Annotated in this window: 18 protein-coding genes and 1 other RNA gene; 2 read left to right on the top strand and 17 right to left on the bottom strand. The window is 35.1% G+C overall.

The features are described from left to right. Positions 1-233 precede the first annotated feature (233 nt). The 5 genes from CJF42_RS16755 to CJF42_RS16735 all read right to left on the bottom strand — a co-directional run bounded on the left by CJF42_RS16755 (position 234) and on the right by CJF42_RS16735 (position 4,981). Positions 234-1,244, bottom strand: a complete 1,011-nt coding sequence (locus CJF42_RS16755; protein ID WP_095367790.1) for a TniB family NTP-binding protein — start codon at positions 1,242-1,244, stop codon at positions 234-236. Further along, positions 1,241-3,088, bottom strand: a complete 1,848-nt coding sequence (locus CJF42_RS16750) for a TnsB C-terminal domain-containing protein (RefSeq protein ID WP_095367789.1) — start codon at positions 3,086-3,088, stop codon at positions 1,241-1,243. Before CJF42_RS16750 ends, CJF42_RS16755 begins: the two co-directional genes overlap by 4 nt. Then, a complete protein-coding gene (locus CJF42_RS16745; RefSeq protein WP_252097641.1) occupies positions 3,081-3,647 on the bottom strand; it encodes a TnsA endonuclease N-terminal domain-containing protein in 567 nt (188 codons plus the stop codon). The genes CJF42_RS16750 and CJF42_RS16745 overlap by 8 nt, the downstream gene beginning before the upstream one ends. A gap of 195 nt (positions 3,648-3,842) precedes the next feature. Further along, positions 3,843-3,939: signal recognition particle sRNA small type (gene ffs, locus CJF42_RS16740), an RNA gene on the bottom strand. A gap of 160 nt (positions 3,940-4,099) precedes the next feature. Further along, complete coding sequence (locus CJF42_RS16735; RefSeq protein ID WP_095367787.1) at positions 4,100-4,981, bottom strand: DUF3014 domain-containing protein; 882 nt, start codon at positions 4,979-4,981, stop codon at positions 4,100-4,102. Between the two features lie 90 nt (positions 4,982-5,071). Here CJF42_RS16735 and CJF42_RS16730 point away from each other — a divergent pair, with 90 nt between their 5' ends. Further along, entirely contained in the window at positions 5,072-6,238 is a 1,167-nt protein-coding gene (locus tag CJF42_RS16730; protein ID WP_095367786.1) for a patatin-like phospholipase family protein, read from the top strand. 177 nt (positions 6,239-6,415) lie between these two features. Here CJF42_RS16730 and CJF42_RS16725 read toward each other — a convergent pair whose 3' ends face one another. Beyond that, positions 6,416-8,386, bottom strand: coding sequence for a monovalent cation:proton antiporter family protein (locus tag CJF42_RS16725; RefSeq protein ID WP_095367785.1), 1,971 nt, complete (start codon positions 8,384-8,386; stop codon positions 6,416-6,418). 195 nt (positions 8,387-8,581) lie between these two features. On the opposite strand from CJF42_RS16725, the gene CJF42_RS16720 reads away from it, so the two are divergent. Further along, on the top strand, positions 8,582-9,487 hold the full coding sequence (locus CJF42_RS16720) for a GGDEF domain-containing protein (protein WP_095367784.1): 906 nt from the start codon (positions 8,582-8,584) through the stop codon (positions 9,485-9,487). Between the two features lie 12 nt (positions 9,488-9,499). Here the strand turns inward: CJF42_RS16720 and CJF42_RS16715 are convergent, their stop codons facing one another. The 11 genes from CJF42_RS16715 to bamA form a co-directional block, all read right to left on the bottom strand. Next, complete coding sequence (locus CJF42_RS16715) at positions 9,500-9,832, bottom strand: hypothetical protein (RefSeq protein ID WP_095367783.1); 333 nt, start codon at positions 9,830-9,832, stop codon at positions 9,500-9,502. Beyond that, a complete protein-coding gene (gene tilS, locus CJF42_RS16710; protein ID WP_095367782.1) occupies positions 9,825-11,171 on the bottom strand; it encodes a tRNA lysidine(34) synthetase TilS in 1,347 nt (448 codons plus the stop codon). The genes CJF42_RS16715 and tilS overlap by 8 nt, the downstream gene beginning before the upstream one ends. Before the next feature lie 28 nt (positions 11,172-11,199). Next, a complete protein-coding gene (accA, locus tag CJF42_RS16705; protein ID WP_095367781.1) occupies positions 11,200-12,156 on the bottom strand; it encodes an acetyl-CoA carboxylase carboxyl transferase subunit alpha in 957 nt (318 codons plus the stop codon). A gap of 16 nt (positions 12,157-12,172) precedes the next feature. Continuing rightward, positions 12,173-15,688, bottom strand: coding sequence for a DNA polymerase III subunit alpha (gene dnaE / locus CJF42_RS16700; protein WP_095367780.1), 3,516 nt, complete (start codon positions 15,686-15,688; stop codon positions 12,173-12,175). Between the two features lie 15 nt (positions 15,689-15,703). Beyond that, positions 15,704-16,300 (bottom strand): ribonuclease HII, encoded by a 597-nt coding sequence (gene rnhB, locus CJF42_RS16695; protein ID WP_095367779.1) that lies wholly within the window; start codon positions 16,298-16,300, stop codon positions 15,704-15,706. After that, the gene (gene lpxB / locus CJF42_RS16690; RefSeq protein ID WP_095367778.1) at positions 16,300-17,460 is read right to left on the bottom strand and encodes a lipid-A-disaccharide synthase; all 1,161 of its coding nucleotides are present in this window, start codon (positions 17,458-17,460) and stop codon (positions 16,300-16,302) included. The genes rnhB and lpxB overlap by 1 nt, the downstream gene beginning before the upstream one ends. A 140-nt stretch (positions 17,461-17,600) precedes the next feature. After that, positions 17,601-18,371 (bottom strand): acyl-ACP--UDP-N-acetylglucosamine O-acyltransferase, encoded by a 771-nt coding sequence (gene lpxA, locus CJF42_RS16685; RefSeq protein WP_095367777.1) that lies wholly within the window; start codon positions 18,369-18,371, stop codon positions 17,601-17,603. Between the two features lie 2 nt (positions 18,372-18,373). Beyond that, positions 18,374-18,826 (bottom strand): 3-hydroxyacyl-ACP dehydratase FabZ, encoded by a 453-nt coding sequence (gene fabZ / locus CJF42_RS16680; RefSeq protein ID WP_095367776.1) that lies wholly within the window; start codon positions 18,824-18,826, stop codon positions 18,374-18,376. A 13-nt stretch (positions 18,827-18,839) separates the two neighbouring features. After that, positions 18,840-19,901, bottom strand: coding sequence for a UDP-3-O-(3-hydroxymyristoyl)glucosamine N-acyltransferase (gene lpxD, locus CJF42_RS16675; protein WP_095367775.1), 1,062 nt, complete (start codon positions 19,899-19,901; stop codon positions 18,840-18,842). Beyond that, on the bottom strand, positions 19,901-20,413 hold the full coding sequence (locus tag CJF42_RS16670) for an OmpH/Skp family outer membrane protein (protein ID WP_170940642.1): 513 nt from the start codon (positions 20,411-20,413) through the stop codon (positions 19,901-19,903). The genes lpxD and CJF42_RS16670 overlap by 1 nt, the downstream gene beginning before the upstream one ends. Before the next feature lie 23 nt (positions 20,414-20,436). Then, a complete protein-coding gene (gene bamA, locus CJF42_RS16665) occupies positions 20,437-22,905 on the bottom strand; it encodes an outer membrane protein assembly factor BamA (protein ID WP_095367774.1) in 2,469 nt (822 codons plus the stop codon). Positions 22,906-22,910 lie beyond the last annotated feature (5 nt).

Below are 22,910 nucleotides of genomic sequence, written 5' to 3'. Positions count from 1 at the left end.
AGTAAGAACGGTAGTTACGCTATTACCTGTCACATTAGTTATTTTGGGGCAGAAACGAGTTACGCATTAAGGTCCGCTTTTGGCACAATGCGGTCATTGGCTAAATGCCAATAAAACAGTAAAAAAGATCAAATTATATTGTCATTAGGCTTAATTGTCAGTTGCCTCCTACTCCTTAAATGATCAAACTTTATTATCTGCTGAAACTATAATCAGCAAATAATTCTATTAAATTAATTCTTTTTAAGTAATTGGCTAATAGGTAATTTATCTGTAAATTGTGTGGGGATAAGTGCATCAAAATCGCTTTGAGCGCCAAGATCATAACGTGAGTAGTTTTGTACTTCACATGCACTAATATCCGCTAATTTTTGTTTAAATGGATTAATAGTTTCAGGATAAAAAATCTCAAAAGCGCTTGTCATGTGTTCAATAGTTAAAGTATCAGCATCATTTAATAATGCTTGTTTTACAGATTCATCTAATAAATGTTTTAATGCTCTAAAACAGCCTTTACTTGCAGCAAATAATGCATAAGTTACTTTTTGGTCTTCAAGTTCTGGCTTTATAGTGAAAGGCATTTTTTGAGCTAGGCCCATTAATAATTGAATAAAATTTTGTGGGTTTTCTGATAGTTTAAAATAAGGAATGTTACGGCGGATCATTAAACGAGATGACCATTGTGGCTCTTCAGCTATTTTAGCAGTCCATGGCATACCGACTAAGACGATGGGGATTTTTACTTCTTCGTTTATGTATTTGAGTCTATTGGCTATTTCATTTCTTTTTTGACCACTTTGAAATTCTATTAATTCTTGAAATTCATTGATTATGATTAATTCTGTACCACATTGCTTTAAAAGTTTAATCAAAGACTCTGTTAATCTTTGATCATTATTTCGCGTTTTTTTATTACAGCTACCAAACTGCCCTAAGTCTTTTAATAACTCAATCATGGTTGTTTCTAAGGTGGGTTTACTTGGAATTCGACTGACTAATAATGGTTTATGCAATTTATCATTTATAAACTGTGATTTAACTAATGATTGGTAGTGACTAATTACTGATGATTTACCTGTTCCTGTATCACCTGTAAGCAACATACATTGCTGCTCACCACCTAATTTATGATTATATCTGAGCCTGTCAAAATCATTTAAGATTGTATTAAGTATTGGATGAGCAATAAACGTAGTTATAAAGCTATTTAGCTTTTCTTCTTGATGTTGATTATGTGTTTTCATGAATAAGGTTTCAGGTCTGTAATAAGGGTATTCCAATCATCTTCTACTGAAGATTTTTCAGCTATGGGTTTAATTTCACCTTCAACTTCCTTACTCTCTATTGCAATACTTCTACTATTGTCACTACTTATGCCTTGATGTTTTGCAATTGCGGCACCACCGCGTACAGTGCGATTTGATGTCATTTTTTTAACGTCTTTGATCTCTTGCTCAATACGATTATGTATCGCCATCCTCACTCTCGATAAACTGACTAAATCAATACAATCATCAATAAAATTACGCTGTAATCTAAGATTTATTTGATGTTTTAATAGACTGAGATTTTGGGTATAACCAGTTGGATCTACGCATGGTACTGTGAGGTATTGGCTTAACTTATCTAAATAAACATAAATTGAAGATAAGTTATCTGGATTTGTTTTTACTAAGTACTTATTAGTTTTTCCACTTTTTTCACCATGATTTTTTCGATAATCAGATAATTCATCACTATCATATCTTAAGTTATATATATAAATACCACCTCGTCTATGCTGCCTATATTCACTAATCCCTAATATCACATCTAATTTTGCTAGATCCTCTGTTGATGGCTCTACTATTGGCATTTGTAAGCTCCCCGTCTGCCACAAATTAATAGGTATGTAACGTGAGCGTGCATCTTTATCTTGATGATAAACATCAATTATCCATTGATGTAAAATGTGGTTAAAAGTAGAGAAACGCATAATCGCATCTTTCGCTGAGTTATACTCTTCTCTTTTTAGAATATTTGAAAATGTTTTACCTGGAATATCTATTAATAACTCTCGGTTAATAGTGCCAAAAATTCTCTCTACATTAGGTTTTAACCAAGGCTTTCTCACTTGATTAAATTGAATGTGCATACCAATTTCAGAGCATGATTGCTCTAAACTGTTTCCCCAAAATTCAGCACCATTATCAGTCACTAAAGTTTCAAATTTACCATGACAAGGCCACTCATTTTCAATATCAGGAAATTGCTCATGAATATAGTATTTTGGTTTTATGGCATTTTGTAATGCTTTTAAAACGGAGAAATAACTAGGCTCTTTGAAACCTAAATGAAAACCAACTATACATCGACTGTAGCTATCAATTAACAGCGTCAAAAATGGTCTACCTAAAGGAATTAATAGCTCATCATCTAATAAAATTAAATCTAAAGGAGTGTGATCTATCTCAACTCTCTCTAGTAATCGAGTTGGGGGGTGATGACCATAGATTGCTTGAAACTCCATATCTGCCAAATATTTACCATGCCTAGCTACCATAACATCATATTTAGGGAGTTTTTTTATTCGATTATAAAAACCTTTGTAAGACAGTGCTTTAATTTTTTCGCCAACTAAAGTTTCATTTTCTAATCGAATAACATCACTATAGTATTGATAAACCTTTGCTATTGAGGGCCTTTCTTTAACTAAATATCTATTTAAGGCTTGTTCAAAAAATTTATCTGATGATGATTTCGTATTAATATTTCCTTTTTTGGCGTGCTTCGGGATCAACGAAAACAATTTAAATCCTGAGTTTTTATAAAGTTTCCACCACCTTGCTATGGTTCTAGAACATGGTCTCTTAACTTCGTTGAATTTAGGTGCAACATTTAATAATGGAGTGATGTTTTTATCCGTCCACCCACCTTTAAGATTTTTTTGAAACCACTTTAAATAACATAAACGGATTAATACTTCTTTTTTAATTTCTTCAGAATAACTTTCTAGATCTCTTTGGACTAGATTATCTTCAGGTGTTAATGGTTCGCTTACTTCATTGTCAAACTCATCAAAAAATCTCCCAAAGCTGGTGTCAGACATTGCTCAGCCATACCTTTGATTGCATATTAATATCTGAATTAATCAAATCAGTATCAATAAAGCCATGAGAGATAAGCCCTAAAATCGATGCTAACACTTCTCCTTCAGTAACCGATTCTGATTGAATTATTTGTACAATTCGTACCATGCCAAATGATTTAATAATTTCTAGTAACTTGTATTGCAATGGCGTTAAAGATTGAAAACCAGAATAACGGTGTAATAGTTTCAGATTGTTTAAAATTGGATTTATACGAATTTGTTTTTCTGTAACCAGAATAAGGGGTTTACCTAAAATTAAAGACTGCTTCTGTTTTAAGCTAAATTCAAGCCTAAATTCTTCATTAATCGTTCTATTTGAGGGTTTAACTTCAATGAAGCGTTCGCCATATTTTTTATCAGTAACTAAAAAATCTGGTGTATACCTTCGGACTTTATCATCAAATTGATATTTAAAAGTTAAAGGTTGAGCTTCAAAACTAATTACATCAGGGGAATATTCAAAATGAAAACATGTATCGAATTCTAAAAATGATTCTACTGTAAAAACAGTTTTCATTTTTTGACTGGCGAACTTAAAAATATTATTTACGCTAGAGTGTTTTATATTTCGGCGATACATAACATTGCTTATTTCAATACAATGGCTATATAAACTTAGTCTATGACAACTTAGAGTGCAAATTAGGACAACTTATAAGGAAGAAATGACAACTTATGGTGCAAACTACAAAGCATATAAATTGGGTGGCAGTCTTACCAGCCACATCCCGGCACACAAATCATCCGCTGTGGCTGCTCCCTTCCAGGCCTGACCAAGTTCACGAACTATTGTTGCGAGAGGACCAATAAGACTACCATAGAGGGTCTTGTTAGACGCGGGGTGATTATCACTATTTATTGCAGGTAATTCAAGTTAAAGTTTTAAATTTATGACTGTTTGCATGGTAATTATACAAAACGAAAAAAGCTGTGTATCAAACTCAGCTTTTTAGGGGTATTTAGATATTATTACTCAGACCTTTCTAAAAAAGTTTTAATACCTTTTAGAGCACTTTTTACTTTTTTAACATTTTTAGCGCCCATTCGTAATAATTGCTTTTGTGCTTCTGGCAGCTGTTCCCAATCTGAATAAGCATATTTATATACTACGCTCTCACTTAATAAAGGTACGTTACCTGTCACGATAGGCGTTGTTAATACCATATCTATGGCATCAAAAACCGCTTCATCAAAGTCTCGCTCTTGATAACCTATTTCTTCATAAGCTTCATCAAATAATGGTTTATATTCTTTATAAAAGTTCACTGCTTGCTGTGGCGTCATACTTGTAAATAACTCAACAAAAGGCGTATAACGTTCATAACTTTGTGGTGCAGTTGTTAATATATCCCCTTCAGCTACAGTGAAACTTGCTTGTGGTTCAATAATTGGGCTATGTTTTTTTACAATTTTACCTTTACCTATATTATCCACATAAACAACAAAACGTCTGATCATGTCATCTTGAACAACAAGTTTTAAGGTTTTTTTCGCAAAATACTGAGAAAGCTGAGTTTTAACACTTAAATCACTATCGTTTAATTGAGGTAAGGTTTTAGCTGGCTCAACTTCAACTAAAGATAACTCTTTCGTTTGTGTTACCTCAGATACGATTTGTGTTTGATTATTTAATTCCTGTTTTTCAACTTCTATATGTTCAACAATTTTGAGCTCTTCTGTTACAGGATCTGGAAACGCAACCGCGACAGGAGTTTTAACACCCTCAGAGCTTAACGATGTGAATAACTTAATACTCGCTCCGATAATAATGATGAAAACGATTAATAATACAAATATATAAACACGTTTATTGGTTACGTTAGAAGTTTGTTCTGCATTTTTTTCTGTCATATTTTGCTCATATACAAATAAATAATTTCTTTTTAATTCAATATCTTCTAAATTAAAGAAAATACCCTAACAAAAGCTGATTATGCCTATATGAAAAAAAAAGTAACTAAGCATAATATTGTGCCAGCAAATAAAACGGCGTTATTATTAACCGGAGGTGGTGCACGAGCAGCTTATCAAGTTGGCGTGCTCAAAGCTATAGCAACAAAATTACCACGTAACTGCCCATCTCCTTTTGGTATTATAAATGGTACATCAGCCGGAGCTATAAATGCCACAGCCGTTGCCAGTTATGCTTCATGTTTTCACTTAGGTGTTAAAAAGTTAGAATGGGTGTGGAAAAACTTTAGCACAGATCAGGTTTATCATAGTGATTTACGCCATGTTTTTGGTCATTTATTTTCGAATATACTAGGGAGTTTCCAGCCAGAACACCTAAACCACTCTCCTGCTAGCTTACTTAACAATCAACCTTTAAGGACTTACTTAAAAAATGTGATGGAGCTCAAAAGAATAGATAAAAATATCGCTAATGGTTATTTGAGAGCCCTTTCTGTCACTGCCTCAAGCTACACCAGCGGCGAATCAGTGGCATTTTATCAAGCTAAAGATACCATCCCATGGAAAAGAGCTAAACGCTGTGGGGAGCAATCAAAAATAAATATAGAGCATTTAATGGCTTCAAGTGCTATCCCTATGGTTTTTCCAAGTATTAAAATAAATCAAGCATATTTTGGCGATGGCTCTATTCATCAACTTTCACCATTAAGCCCTCCAATTCATTTAGGTGCTAATAAAGTTTTTATAATTGGTGTTGATCAACCAATAGACAATAAATACTTAGGCTTTCAGCCTCACTACCCTGGTATTTCGAGTATTGCAGGTCATTTATTAGATACTATTTTTACTGATACTTTACATTCAGATATAGAAAGACTTGAACGGGTAAACCGTACCGTTTCATTACTACCAGCTAGAGCTAGAGGTAAACATCAAGAGTTGAAACGTGTAGAGACATTTGTAATAAATCCATCTAAAAACTTTAATGCGATTGCATGTGAGCATTACGATAAAATGCCTTTTGCAATCAAAATGATATTAAGATTAATTGGTGTTAAAGCGCATTCAGAGTCAAGTTTAACAAGTTACCTTTTATTTGAAAGATCTTATACTCGTCATTTAATTGAGATAGGTTATCAAGATGGTTTAAACCAAATAGATGAAATTCTAGCATTCTTGGATATTGAGTGCCAATAAAACTCCCCCCTAACCCTGTAATTAAATTCGATATAAGGAATCTGGGAATTTTTATGAAGTATAGCTTCGCTATTTTTTTAATAGTGTTTACTTCTGTTTTCAGGTCATCAACCTACAATTTCCTTCATAAGGTTACCACGCTGTGGCTTAAGAAAAAATGCGAAGTAGATATAAGGTTTAGTCTCCCTCAAGTAAATATCTTTCAACTCTTTCTACTTTTCTGGGTTTTCCTCTAATCACTAAGATATCTTGGCTTTGTAAAATAGTATCAAGTGCAGGTTTTGAGATTTCTTTACCTTCACGGCGCAAGCCCATAATATCAACTCGCTTTTTATCTAATCCTAATTCTTCTATGCTTTTATTAATTGCAAATGCATTATCTGATAAGGCTACGGCATGTAATTGCTCTAACCTTTCTATTGAACTTGGTGGCAAATCAGAATTTTCACCAGGGAAATAACCATGCAATATCCCATATCTATTTTTGCGCTCTTGTTGCACTCGGCGTAAAATACGTTTAACTGGAACCCCTGACATAAACAATACATGTGAAACTAACATTAAACTACCTTCTAATGATTCTGGCACAACCTCTGTTACACCGGCATCTTTCAACTCATCTAAACGGCTATCATCTTTCATTCTTACTAATATTTTCACTTGCTCTGAAATATTTCTTATTACACTCACTATTGCCATCGATTTATCATAATCAGCAAAAGTTATAATTACTAAGCGACTATTTTTAACGCCTGCTGCATTTAAAACTTCCTTATGTTTTACATGACCAAAATGTACATTTTCTCCTGCTGCCTGTGCCTCTCTAATACGTACAGGATCAATATCTAAAGCGGTATAGGGAATTGCTTCTACTTTCAAAAAGCGCGCAATTGTTTGACCTACTCGGCCAAAACCACAAATTACAACATGTTGATCTAATTCAGATTTAAAGTTCGGTTTTTCATCTTGAACATTTTTTTCTTTTTCTTTGCGAGAAAAAGTTTTTGCAATAATTTGATTGTTGTCAATCAGATTAGGTGTAATCGCCATTGATAACACCCCAACTGCAATTAATAAAGAAGCATATGAAGAGGCTATAATTTGATGTTGTAAAGCCAGAGCAATCAATACAAAACCAAACTCACCCATTTGACATAACATTAAACCTGTAGACCAAGCATTTTTTTGGCTTTCCCCCATCATACGGGCTAGCACTTTAATGACTAAGCATTTAATAAATATAAGACCAACTAATCCTAATATAACCCAATTTGCATTCATAAATACAAATGCCATATCAAGTTGCATGCCTACGGTTACAAAAAATAGACCCATCAAAATATCACGAAATGGTCTGATATCAGCCTCTAACTGATGTCTATACTGGCTTTCTCCCAGCATGATCCCAGCTAAGAATGCACCTAAAGCCATAGATAAACCAAAAAAGTGTGTAAGTGCACTGGCAAATAATGTCACCAGTAACGTCGTTAAAACAAATAACTCATCGGTTCTTACCTGCGCAACAGCATTAAATATTCGTGGTAATATCCATTTCCCTATTGCCCATAATAATCCACACACTAAAGCGCCTTTAGCAAGTGCAATTAAAAGTGCAATAACAAGGTGTTGATCTCCTTCCCCTGCTAATAAAGGTAATGCAATTAATAAAGGCACTACAGCAATATCTTGAAATAATAATATACCTATTGCTAACTGGCCCCTTCGAGTATGTAACTCGCCCGATTCACTTAATTGCTTAACAACAATAGCTGTAGATGAAAGCGCCAATAAACTGGCAATACTAAAAGCACTTAACCAATTAGTGCCAAAAATTATAGCAACTAACATAATTAAAAAGGTTGAGATCCCCACTTGTGCTGTGCCTAAGCCAAATACAATATGCCTCATAGCAACAAGCTTCGGGATTGAAAACTCTAAACCTAATGAGAATAATAAAAATACAATACCAAACTCTGCAACTAAATGAATTTCTTGATAATCGGTGATCCAACCTAACGCATGAGGACCCGCAAAAATACCCGTCGCTAGATAAGCTAAAATAGGGGGTAAATTTATTCGTTTGAACACCCATACGAGCAATGCAGCTATAACTAATAAGCTAAAAATTTCAGTGAAAACGCTCTGCAATTATTATATTCCTCTAAATTTTATTGTTTTAAACAGCATCTTTATTAAACAAATATAGCAAGCAATTGTTTTAATTCTAGTTCTCAAGTTATTTCTAATGAAATATTTTATTATTGTTATATTTGGCACAATACCTGCTTTAGTAAATTAGTATTAGTAAAAACCTTATCGAACTTTCTTTCACGGAGAATACAAGTGGAAAATGTACATGTTTTAACACATGCTTCTTCAACTCGAGGACAGTATTTGCCATCAAAGGCTAATTCTTACCGCTCTACAAATGATGAGAATATTCATAGTTTAGTTGCTCAACTTCAAAAAACCTTAGAGTTAGCAAAACTTATCAATATTTTTTCATTAGAAGCGACGAAATTACTTTCTATCACAGGTTTACAGTTCCATAGCTCTGATGGCGTTGTTGAAATGATAGGGAGTAAACATTTAGGGCAAAAGGTTTCTTTTGATTTAGAAATTGAAAATGAAAATGAAAGATTAGGTCAGTTAATTTACTTTACTAAAAAACCAATGAGCATTTTTATTAAAGAAAAACTTCAAAGATTGCACAGTGTACTTGTTTACCCTCTTAGAAATGCATTGATGTTTTATCGTGTAAAAAAATTAGCGACTAAGGATATATTGACAGGACTCAGTAATCGAAGCCACTTTAATGACTATTTAAACAAAAAAATAGATAGATACCGTCGTCATCATAGGCGCTTTGGTTTTATGTTATTAGACTTAGATAACTTTAAACAAGTGAATGACACTCACGGTCATTTATTTGGAGATCAGGTATTAGTTCAATTTTCTAGACTCCTACAGCAAAGCATTCGTGGTATTGATACCGTATTTAGATTTGGTGGTGATGAATTTGCAATATTGATTGATGATAATCAAGAAAAAGCATGCAACCTTATTGCAAATAGAATACAAGCACTTATGCATGAAGACGCACTTTTAGCGAAACATAAAATTACTGCAAGTATCGGATTTACTTTAGCTCAAGTAAAAGACGATAATATATCAATATTTGAACGTGCAGATAAAGCCTTGTATAAGGCTAAAAATAATGGCCGAGATTGCTTTGAAATAATGAAATAAAGGGCTCGCCCTTTATTTTTTATCAGAAAAGCCATAAAGCATTAATAAAGATGAAGTACCTACAAAATAAGCACTTATTAATTGAAATAAAGCAGTAAAGTTTGGCAAACTTGTTATGACGATGGCAATTAATGGGCAAATAAGTGCGATTATAAAAAAGCTTCCCCCTTTACCTCGCCAATAACATAATAAAAATAGTGATGTTAATTTACCTGAAATCACACCATTTATAATGGAAAATATAAAGGTTTGGCTTAAAAAACACAAAATACACATAATAATTAACGATAGTGTTAAACCAATATAAGCTTGTGAAATAATTGACTTTCCAACCTGATCACTCATTGTTATTTTCTTCTATTAATTGCCAAAACACACCTTGCTCTTGTGCATAGTCATCATTTATAAAGTAACCAACCACTTGTACCAAGGTATCATCATAATAAATAAGAGGTATGCTATCTCTCTGCCAAGGTGGTACTTTTTCAGATTTTAACCAATGTTTAACTGTATTACTACCGGGTTTATTTCTCGGTTTAATCCGATCTTTAAGTGTTGCAAATCGAATATTGAGGATTTCTTCAGGCTTAATGTCTCTTATACCTTTTCCTTGGCATTTCTTTAACTTTGCAGCATTACTTAATGATACCGTTTCAATGTCACAATCAAGCACATCTAAAATAGTTTCAACTGGGTCAACAACATATAACTCGTTACGGAACCTTTGTATTGTGTGCTTTCCTAATTGAATACATATTTTAGCATCAATTTTTGCATTGATAGCTTGATTTAATATTTGATCTAAAATGGCTTTTGAAGGCATTAAAAGGTTATGTTGGCCAAGCCAATATCGCACTAAGTTTGCTTGTCTTGCAAAAGATAATGAAGATAAAAATGGTACAGGTATTGTGTTAGCTTTATTAGATTGAGAAAAGTGATACGCTTGTATTAAATCCGATTGTGATATTTCATCAATTAAGGTTTGTTGCTGCTGAAGTAGTTCAACACTTCGTGAAACACACGCGTTAAAGCCTTTAAATCTCTCATTTAATTGAGGAACAATATCATGGCGTAAATAATTACGATCAAAGCGTTTATCATCATTTGATTCATCATTAATATGGGGTATCGCATAATTCTTAGCAAAACATTCTATTTGAGCCCTTGAGGTATTTAATAAAGGTCTTAATAAATAACGACCTTGTTGCGAGCTTAAACTTGCCATAGCACTTAAACCTGCTAAGCCTGAGCCTCTTTTTAATTGCAGCAAAAATGTTTCTACTTGGTCGTCTTGGTGCTGCCCTAATAAGATAATACTTGTTGGATCCGATAACTTAAATAAAGCTAAATATCTTTGCTCTCTTGCGACAGCCTCAAGACTTTGCCTAGTCTTTTTAATAACAGAAACTTCTGCAATCTTTAAAGGTATTTCTAACTTATCACACAGCTGGGTACAAAATAACTGCCAATTTTTTGCGTTGTCACTCAAACCATGATCAACATGGATCGCGCTAATAAATATGTCAGGATTGTTTTTTTGAAAGGTATTAGCTAAATGAAGTAAAACAACTGAATCTACTCCACCAGATAAAGCCACTGTCAAAGAATTTGAATGTGGCTTTATAGTTTTCAGCTTCTGTAATATTACATTACTGAATGTTTGATAAATTTTGGAGGCTTTCATAAAAAGACTGCCTTAAGCAGTCTATTCATTAACAATAACCAAATGACATTAAACGATCATACCTTTGCTCAAGCATTTCATCAGTTGAAAGTGCTTTAAGATCAGATAAATCACGTTTTAATTGTGCTTTTAAGTTTTTAGCCATAGCTTCATGATTACGATGTGCCGCGCCTAGAGGTTCATCAATAATATTATTGATTAAATCTAGCTCTTTAACGCGATCTGCTGTTACACCCATCGCTTCTGCAGCTAAAGGCGCTTTTTCAGCACTTTTCCAAAGGATTGAGGCACAACCTTCAGGAGAAATTACTGAATAAGTGCTGTATTTTAGCATATTAACACGATCACCAACACCAATTGCCAATGCACCACCAGAACCACCTTCACCGATAACAGTACAGATAGTTGGCACTTTAAGACCCGCCATTACTTTAAGGTTTTTAGCAATCGCTTCACTTTGACCGCGCTCTTCGGCACCCACACCTGGGTAAGCACCCGGTGTATCAATGAAAGTGATTATAGGCATATTAAAACGTTCAGCCATTTCCATTAAGCGTAATGCTTTACGATAACCTTCAGGTTTTGGCATACCAAAGTTGCGTTTGATTTTTTCAGCTGTATCACGACCTTTTTGATGACCTATAACCATAACTGGTTCACCATTAAAACGTGCAATACCACCGATAATTGCAGGATCATTTGCAAAAGCACGATCACCGCATAATTCATCAAACTCGGTGAAAATGTGATTAATATAATCAAGAGTGTAAGGACGTAATGGATGACGAGCTAACTGCTGTACTTGCCACGGACCTAATTCTGAAAATATTTTATTGGTTAACTCAGTGCTTTTTTCTTTTAAGCGACCGACTTCGTCTTCAAGACTCAGATCTAACTCACCAACGTTACCAATACTACGTAATTCTTCAATTTTTGCTTCCAATTCTGCAATTGGAAGTTCGAAATCCAGATAATTGAGACTCATGCTCTAAAAGACCTAACTAGTTAAATTCTAAATCTATATCTTGCGCCGCCAGTTGACCTAACCTATGTAATAAGTCGTCGCATGGCGTCACACACCATTGGGTTCCTAATGAAAGCTCCGAAATTATATCCGGGCGTTCATATTCTATAATGATAGGACAAGTACCATGTTTATAAGGTTCAAGTACATTTTGCAATTTATCGAAGAACTTACCATCAACATCTTGCATTTTCACTTTCATTTTTATATTTCGAATGCGTTTTTCACGTACCTGTTCTATCTTGCATACTTCCCGAGCCGTCATTGTAAGGCCTCCGGAGAAGTTATCAAAGCTGACCTGTCCAGATATCACCAAGATATTGTTATTTTGTAACAATTCTTCGAAAGTTTCAAACTGTTCTGGGAAAAAACGTACATCCATACGTGCACTTTTATCATCTAACGTAATTAAGCCCCAACGTTTTCCCTTTTTATTAATCAAAACTCGGGTATTTATCACCAAACCAGCTACAGTTGTCTGCACATCGCGCTCTGTTGGCTGCAAATCGACTAATCTACCTCCAATATAATGTTTCAGTTCTTTTCTATACTGATTGATAGGGTGGCCTGTTAAATAAAGTCCTAATGTTTCTTTTTCGCCTTCTAGCCATTCATTATCAGAAAAACGCGGCACATGTATAAATGCTTGTGCAACATCTTCCGGCTCTGTCGCTAATAAACCAAATAAATCATCTTGACCTAACGCTTGTGCTTTATTATGTTGCGTAGCGGACTTTATTGCATCTGGTAAACTCGCAATTAAGGTCGCCCGCGCACCTTGTACCGCACTTTTATCTTTTGATGTAGGCAGTGCCGGTCCTAAGGTATCTAATGCTCCAGCCATAATTAATTTTTCAATAACTCGTTTATTAAGGCGCTTCTGATCGATGTTCGCACAGAAATCGAATAAATCTTTAAACTGCCCTATTCTAGCTCTGGCTTCTAAAATGGTATCAACAGGCCCTTCACCAACACCTTTAATGGCACCTAAGCCATATACTATTTGACCTTGCAGATTCACCGTGAACTTATATAAACCACAATTAACATCAGGTGCTAATAAAGGCATATTCATATTTTCACACTCATCAACAAGCGTGACAATTTTATCGGTGTTATCCATATCTGCCGACATTACCGCGGACATAAACTCTGCAGGATGATGTGTTTTCATCCAAAGTGTTTGATAAGATACGAGTGCATATGCCGCTGAGTGAGATTTGTTGAATCCGTATCCGGCAAACTTTTCTACCAAATCGAATATTTTCATGGCAAGCTCGCCATCTACACCATTATTTACTGCGCCTTCTTCAAATGTTGCACGCTGCTTAGCCATCTCTTCAGGTTTTTTCTTACCCATAGCGCGACGCAGCATATCTGCGCCACCAAGAGAGTAACCCGATAAAACCTGCGCAATTTGCATTACTTGTTCTTGGTATAAGATAATACCGTAAGTTGGCTCTAGAATTGGCTGTAATGAATCATGTTGCCAAGTTGCATCAGGGTAAGATACTTCTTCACGACCATGCTTACGTTCAATGAAGTTATCAACCATGCCTGACTGAAGTGGTCCTGGTCTAAATAGTGCAACCAGTGCAATCATATCTTCAAAGCAATCTGGTTGTAATCTGCGAACCAAATCTTTCATACCACGAGATTCTAACTGGAATACCGCAGTGGTTTCAGCTCTGAGTAATAAATCAATACTTTTTTGATCATCTAATGGAATAGTTACGATATCGACTAACTCTTTATTTTCTCGAGTTAATCTTTCGTTGACCATATCCAAGGCCCATTGCAAAATTGTTAGGGTACGTAAACCCAAGAAATCAAATTTAACTAAACCCGCTGTTTCAACATCATTTTTATCAAATTGAGTTACTGGAAACTTACCTTCATCATCACAATATATCGCTGCAAAATCAGTAATGGTCGTTGGTGAAATAACAACACCACCGGCATGTTTACCCGCATTGCGGTTACAACCTTCAAGAATACGACACATATCGATAAGTTCTTTAACTTCCTCATCGCCATCGTATGCTTCTGGTAATCTAGGCTCAACTTCAAATGCTTTTGTTAATGTCATACCTGGATCACCGGGTACTAATTTTGAGATCCGGTCAACAAAGCCATAAGGATGCCCTAGTACACGACCTACATCTCGTATTACTGCTTTCGCCGCCATAGTACCAAAGGTTATGATCTGGGATACTGCATCTCGACCATATAGAGCAGCAACATGGTCTATTACTTCATCACGCCTGTCCATGCAGAAATCAATATCGAAATCTGGCATAGAAACACGTTCTGGATTTAAAAATCTTTCGAATAATAAATCAAATTCTAATGGATCAAGATCTGTAATTTTCAGTGCATAAGCCACTAACGAACCGGCACCTGAACCACGACCAGGGCCTACAGGAATATTATTATCCTTACTCCATTGGATAAACTCCATTACGATTAAAAAATATCCGGGAAATCCCATTTTATTTACAACGTCAAGCTCAATCTTAAGCCTATCGTCATAAATGTTTCTTTTTTGCTCTCTCTCATTTTCATCAGGAAACAAAATTTCTAAACGTTCTTCTAAGCCGTCTTCTGATACACGAACTAAAAAGTCCTCAATTGTAAGGCTACCTGTTGGGTAATCAGGCAAAAAGTAAGTACCTAATTGAATGGTGACATTACAACGTTTTGCTATTTCAACGGTATTTTCGAGTGCTTCAGGGATATCTGAAAAAAGCTCAGTCATTTCCTCTGGTGTTTTAAAGTATTGCTGCTGAGAAAAGCGTTTTGGTCGGCGTTTATCGTCTATGGTAAAACCATCATGAATTGCAACTCGCACTTCATGTGCTTCGAATTTTGAAGGTTCAATAAAAACCACTTCATTTGTTGCCACTACTGGCAAACCAGCTTGAGTGGCATGATGTACTGCTTTATGTAAATATGTTTCTTCTTGTGCTCTTGATGTTCTTACAAGCTCTATATAATAATGTTCTGGAAAATGTGTTTGATAAAAGCTTGTAATAGATTCAATACTTTCAACTTGATTTTTAAGCAGGGCTTTACCTAAATCACCATCTTTGGCTCCTGAAAGTAAAATTAAACCTTCTTTATGTTCAACTAACCAATCTCTATCTATCATGGCGCGATTTTGAACATGTCCCCTTAGATAAGCTTCTGAAATCAGGATGGTTAGATTTTTATAACCCACGTTATTTTTAGCTAAAACAGTTATCCTACACACTTCGCCATCAAACTCTGGTGATTGAAGCCAAAAATCAGCACCTACAATTGGTTTAATGCCAACACCGTGAGCAGCACCATAAAATCGCACTAAACCACATAAGTTCATTTGATCTGTAATAGCTAAAGCGGGCATATTCATTTCTGCAGCTTTTGCTACTATGGGTTTTGTTTTACCTAAACCATCAACTAATGAAAAATCACTATGGACACGTAAATGAACAAAATTAGGTTGAGTCATAATTTAGTAATGATCCTATTTAGCTTGCATATTTATTATTTTTTTTATTGGTTTAAAACTTTTTCTATGATGCTCGGTAATACCGTGTTCTTCAAGCGCCGCTAGATGCGCTTTTGTTGGATATCCCTTATGACCAGCAAATCCATATTGAGGAAATTGCTTATCTAATTCAATCATTTCATCATCACGGGCAACTTTAGCTAAGATAGAAGCTGCACTTATCTCTGCGACTAAACTATCACCTTTAACAATCGCTTGTGCAGGTATCGCAATATCAGGTAGCCGATTACCATCAACAAAAACAAATTCTGCAGGTATTGATAAACCTTCAACTGCGCGTTTCATTGCTAACATTGTGGCATGCAAAATATTAAGTTTATCGATTTCTTCAATGTTTGCTCTTTGAATACAATAACATAACGATTTTTCTTTGATTTCAATTGATAATGCTTGTCTTTTTTTATCGGTTAACTTTTTTGAATCTGCTAAGCCTGCTATCGGTTTATTTGGGTCTAAAATGACTGCTGCGGTCACAACATCGCCTACTAATGGACCTCGACCCACTTCATCTACGCCAGCAATTAAATCGGTATTAGGACGTAATATATCCACTAATGTTCACCATTGTTTATCAAATTCAATATTGCTTTTGCAGCTTCATTACTGGCATCTAATCTTAAGTTTTTATGCATAGTCATAAATGTTTCTTTTAGTTCGCTCTGATCAATCATTAAATAAGGCGTTAATTTTTCTACTAAATTTTCAGCTGTTAGATTTTTTTGAAATAACTCAGGAACCAATTCTTTATCTGCTAGTAAATTTGGTAGTGAAAAGTGTTTAATATCAAAAGTGAAAAAAATATTTAATAAATGATACGTTAACGGCTTTAGCTTATAACCAACAACCATAGGTTTTTTAAAAAACATAGCCTCTAAAGTTGCGGTACCCGATGCCAGTAAAATGACATCCGCTGCTTGCATAGCCTCTCGAGATTGCCCATCTAGTTTTATAAAATCCAATTCCGGCGCTAAGTTATTAGCAAATTCTGTAAATTCAGCTTTTCTTTTATCATTTACAAATGGCACCACGATTGTTAGTTCTGGTATTTTTTGTTTTAATAATTTTACCGCTTCAATATAAGGTTCACTTAACACTTTAACTTCAGAACTGCGGCTACCAGGTAATAAAGCCAATACTTTATCTGTTTGAGATATCCCTAAAGCATCTCTAACTGCATTTTGATCAACTTCAAGTGGTAACTCGTCAGCAAGCGTATGACCAATAAATTTACAAGGAACTTGATGTTCATCATAAAATGATTTTTCAAAGGGTAATAATGCTAATACTAAATTAGTCGCATCAGCAATTTTAAATATACGTTTTTTTCGCCACGCCCAAACTGAAGGACTCACATATTGAACCGTTTTTATACCCGCTTCTTTTAAAGGTTTTTCAACTCTTAAATTAAAATCAGGTGCATCAATACCAATGAATACATCTGGTGGATTGTCGATAAATTGCTGCACAATTTCTTTTTTTATTTTAAGTAAGCGCTTAAGTTTAGGTAAAACTTCAAAAATTCCCATCACAGCTAACTCTTCCATCGCGAAATGAGAATGACAGCCAAGAGCTTTCATTCTTGGACCTGCAATACCTTCAAATTGCACATTAGGATTAATCGCTTTAATCGCTTTAATTAAACCTGCTCCTAAAATATCACCTGAATGTTCTCCGGCAATAATGCCTATACGTAATGGTTTTGTCACTGTTATGAGTTCTTTTATATTGGATTGAAATGAATCATTTCGTGGTTTGTTGTGAGGAAGGCCCTCATAACATTACTAGAAAGTTGCCACGAAGTGGTCTTTATTTTGATAGCTACATCCGCATTTTTAAAGGCTACAGGTAGATACTATCTTGTAATGCCTCGGCCTGAATTTTTAATAAATTCAGCAAACATTTTTACTGCAGAATATTTTGAAATATCGTCAGCCATTTGTTCAATCGCTTCATCAACCATTAAACCTTTTCTATAGATAGTTTTGTAGGCTCGACGTGTTGCCATTATTTCATCAGAATTAAAACCTCTGCGTTTCATACCTTCAGTATTAATCGATACTGTTTTTGCTGGTGTGCCAATCGTTGTAACAAAAGGCGGCACATCTTTATTAATACCTGAGTACATACCAACAAACGCATGTGAACCTACATGACAAAATTGATGTATACCTGCATTACCCGCAAGTATTACCCAATCACCAACATGAACATGACCCGCTGCACTTGCATTATTAGCAAATATACAGTTATCTCCAATAATACAATCATGGGCAACATGGGTATAAGCCATAAATAAGTTATTACTACCTATTTTTGTAATCCCTTTATCTTGGATAGTGCCTCTGTGTATCGTTGCACATTCACGAATAATATTATTATCACCAATAATGAGTTTGGTAGGTTCATTATCATATTTTTTGTCTTGGCAGGCTTCACCTACTGACGCAAATTGAAATATATGATTACCAGAACCAATCACTGATGGTCCCTTAATAACAACGTGAGATTCAATGATACAATCATCACCAATCACTACATCATTACCTATGTAGCTCCAAGGACCTACTTTAACATTTTTACCAAGTTGAGCTCCAGGCTCAATAATTGCAGAGGAATGGATCACGCTTATAACTCTCTTCTAGCACACATTAATTCAGCAGTACAAACAACCTTGCCGTCTACTTTTGCTTCACAATCGAACTTCCATAAATTACGACGTTCTTTTATAAAATTCACATGTAAATGCATGGTATCACCAGGGTAAACTGGTTGCTTAAATCTTGCGTTATCAATTGCAGCGAATAAGTATAGTTCATTATCAGCACGACCTTCAGTCGTTTTGAAACCTAATAAACCAGTTGCTTGAGCCATCGCTTCTAAAATCATCACACCTGGAAAAATAGGTTGACCTGGGAAGTGACCAGTAAAAATAGGCTCGTTAGCAGTTACATTTTTGATTGCATGTAAGTATTTACCAGCTTCATAATCTACCACTTTATCAACCAATAGCATTGGGTAACGATGTGGTAATAAAGCCATTATTTCTTGAATATCAAAGCCATTTAATTCTTTAGCCAAAATACGATTCCTTTTATTCAACTTTAACTAAAGTAGCTGTAATTTTTTCAAGCTCTTTAATTTTTTTATTCATATCACCAATATGGCGTAAATGCGCCATTTGTTTACGCCAATCTCTATTTTTACCATGTGGTATGCCTGAAGAATAAACACCAGGCTCAGTGATTGACGAAGTTACCATAGCCATGCCTGTTAGTATCACACTATCACAAATTTCAATATGGCCATTGATGCCACATAAACCTGCAATTTGACAATACTGGCCGACCTTAGTGCTACCTGCAATTACCGAACATGCTGCCATAGCAGTACCTTGCCCAATCACAACATTATGTGCAATTTGACATTGATTATCGATAATCACATTAGAATGTATTTCAGTATTACCTAACGCACCACGATCAACCGTAGTACTGGAACCAATTTCAACACTTGAACCAATAATAACAGAACCTAACTGTGGGATTTTAACCCATTGGCCTTGCTCATTCGCAAAACCAAAGCCATCAGAACCTAAAACCGTATTTGAATGAATAATACAGTTATCACCAAGCTCTACTTCATGATAAATAGTTGCATTAGCCCAAATTTTACAATTAGTGCCAATTTTAGCTTTTTCACCAATAAAACAACCAGGTCCAATTTGACAATCATCGCCAATTATAGCACCCGCTTCAATAACCGCATTAGCAGCAATAGAGGCACTAGGGCTAACAACAGCATCAGCATGGATCACAGCAGAAGCATGCACACCATTAGCAGATTTTGGTGTGGTATCCATTAGCTGCGCAAGTTTTGCATAAGCTAAATATGGATTAGCTAAAACAAGCTTATTACCTTCAAAGTACTGAGTATCAGCATCAGTTAAAATAACAGCAGTTGCTTGAGTTACATCAAGTTGTTTTCGGTATTTTTTATTCGCTAAAAAACTAATTTGTCCATCTTGAGCAGACTCTAAAGTTGCGATGCGTGTTATTACTAACTCACCCACAGCTTTAGTGTCTTTATCATCATGGCCACAAACGAGTTCTGCGCCTAAATATTCAGCCAAGTAGGCTAGTGTAAAATGTTGCATTATTTAAGTTTGCTTACTCTTTCAATAATTTTAGAAGAAATGTCTTTGATTTTTTTAGCATCAAAATAAACTAAAGCAGCTTTATTTTTAACTTCATCAATTTTACTCGCTTTAGCTTCAGACTCTACCGCTTGTAAAACAAGCGCTTGAACTTTAGCTAACTCTTGATTTTGACGTAATTTTATTTCTTGCTCTAAAGGACGAGCTTTAGCAGCAAAATCTTTTTGCATATTTTGTAACTTTTCAGTTAAAGCATCTTTTTGAGTTTTGCTCATAGTTGCACTTTCACGTTTGAATTTTTCAGCTTCAAAACGAATGTCACCTTGTAATTTTTCAATTTCTTGACGACGCTCGGCAAATTCATTTTGTAACGTTTTCTCAATAGTGCTCATTTGCGGTAGTTGACTGAAAATTTGTTGCATATCAATTACTGCTACGTTATGTGCCATAACAGTTGATGAAGCGCTTAACATCATAGTTGAAAATATGCTTGATTTAATAATTTTGTTCACAATAAATTCCTTTAAAAATTCTGTTAAAAAGTATTACTTATGTTAAAGCTAATAGATTTAGTTTTGTCGTCTTCTTCTTTTTTAAGTGGATAAGCGAAACTAATAACCATTGGCCCCATAGGAGATATCCATAGAACAGACATACCAGTTGCTACACGGAACCTTGAAGGATCTGAGTAATCATCAAGTTTAGCCTTTTCATCTGGTGATAAATTAGAGAAACGATTTACGTCAAATTCAGTATCCCAAACATTTGCAGCATCAACAAAGAAACTTGTTCTTACTGAGCTGGTATTATCGTCATCTAAAAATGGTGTTGGTACAATTAACTCTAAACCTGCAAGTGCTTTGGCATTACCACCAATACGACCTGCCATGCTAATTTGGTCAAACTCTGGATCGCCACCAATATTACTTGTATTGCCATCTGGAGATGGAGTGCCAGGTAATGGGCTAGGTCCACGAACAACCGCTCTTGGCAAGATAGTATTTCTATCAAAACCACGTAATTCTGACTCTGTAATTCTAAAGAAGTCTTGAACTGGTAAAATTTGGTCATAACCATTAGTGGTACCATAACCATTACCGTAACCAAACGCCGCTCGAGTCATAAATGACCACTTATGATCATTACTGATTGGCCAGTAAAACTTAGAATCATAATTAATTTTAAAGTAAGTTAAATCAGAGCCCGGAGTTGTACCTTTAAGCGTTAATGTTTGCTTAGAACCCGCTGTTGGGAATAAACCACGGTTCAAGGTCATTCTTGACCAACCAAGACTTAATTCAAGCTTTGTAAAGTCAAAACCGGCATCAGGATCTTCTGGATCTAAGAATGTTTCACGCATAATACGTGTTTGTTCGTATTCAGACAGCTGTGAAAGCTCTTCTTTACTTAAGGTCACACCAAAGTTAATACGGTTAATCGCATTAATTGGAAAGCCCAAGTTACTACCAATACCGTATGAAGTACTCTTATATTCTACAAGGCTAAACTTACTTGCATCATAATTACGGTAGAAAATACGGTTACCTAAACTTACACCGTCTGGCGTAAAGTAAGGGTCAGTATGAGATAAGCTAACAGCTTCTGAACCTGTTGAAGTATTGATGTTAAACGCAACCTGGTTACCTGAACCTAAGAAGTTAGATTCACTAATTCCAATATTAAATTGCAGTCCGTAGTATGAACCATAAGCTAGACCCGCATTAAAGCTACCAGCTGATTGTTCTTTTACAGAGAAATCCACATCAACTTGATCATCTTTCCCAGGGACAGGTATTACATCAAATTCAACACTCTCCATGTACATTAAGCGTTGTATTTGAATTTTTGAACGCTCTAAAGACTGGTTAGATAGCCAACCTCCTTCAAGTTGCGTCATTTCTCTACGAACTACTTCATCGGCTGTATTGGCATTACCAGCAACGTTAATTCGACGAACGTAAACTCGTTTCCCCGGATTAACAGATAATGTCAGTTTAACTTCATTATTTTCTTCATCTACTTCAGGAATTGTTCTTACTTCAGCATTTGCATAACCAAAACGCGCTAAATAACTTTTGATAAATTCTTCTGATGACGTTACAACTGAACCGTTATAAAGTTTACCTGCTCGAAGTGGGATAATTGAACGGATCAATTTTTCACGATCCAGTAAATCACCAATAAAATCAAAACCGCTCACGGTAAATTTATCACCTTCCGTTAAATTAACGGATACGTAAACAGATTCTTTATCTGGGCTAACAGATACTTGAGTAGAGTCTATATTAAATTGTAAATAACCACGGTCTAAGTAGTAACTACGAACTTTTTCTAAATCACCTTGTATTGTTTGCTTTTGATATCTATCACTGCCCATAAACTCCCACCAAGATAAATCTTGTTGCGATTCTACTTGCTGTAATAATTCTTCATCAGAGAAAAGGTTGTTACCTACTAAGTTAATTTGACGAACGGATGCAGCATCACCTTCATCAAATTTTAATTTTAACTTAACGCGATTTCTCGGTAAATTGGTAATACTGATATCGACTGTCGCATTGTATTTACCAATACTATGGAAGAACTCGACAAGTCCTTTTTCAATATTATCGATTACCGTCTTATCTAGCGGCTCACCTTGACGAATATCTTGACCTTCAAGAGATTCGTTAAGTTGCTCATCTTTGATATCTTTATTGCCATCAAATTCGATAAAGCTAATTGTAGGTCGCTCTTTCACTTTAAAAATAAGTGTTTGGCCATCTCTATAAGCTTTAATATTATCAAAGTGACCCGAACCGTATAATGACTTTATCGTTTTTGATATTGTATAGTCATCTAGATTATCACCCACATTGATAGGGATATGTGTTAACGCAGCACCAAGAGCAACTCTTTGCAACCCTTCAACTTTTAAATCTTCTACGATAAAAGCAGTTTGGCCTAATGAAGCAAAACTTGCTCCAATTAAACTTGTTGCAGCCAAATATTTTTTTATAGCCATTTTAT

This window comes from Pseudoalteromonas sp. NBT06-2 (assembly GCF_002276045.1).
Classification (GTDB): domain Bacteria; phylum Pseudomonadota; class Gammaproteobacteria; order Enterobacterales; family Alteromonadaceae; genus Pseudoalteromonas.
The sequence above is the reverse complement of the archived record's forward strand: the minus strand, read 5'-3'. Positions and strand labels throughout refer to the sequence as shown.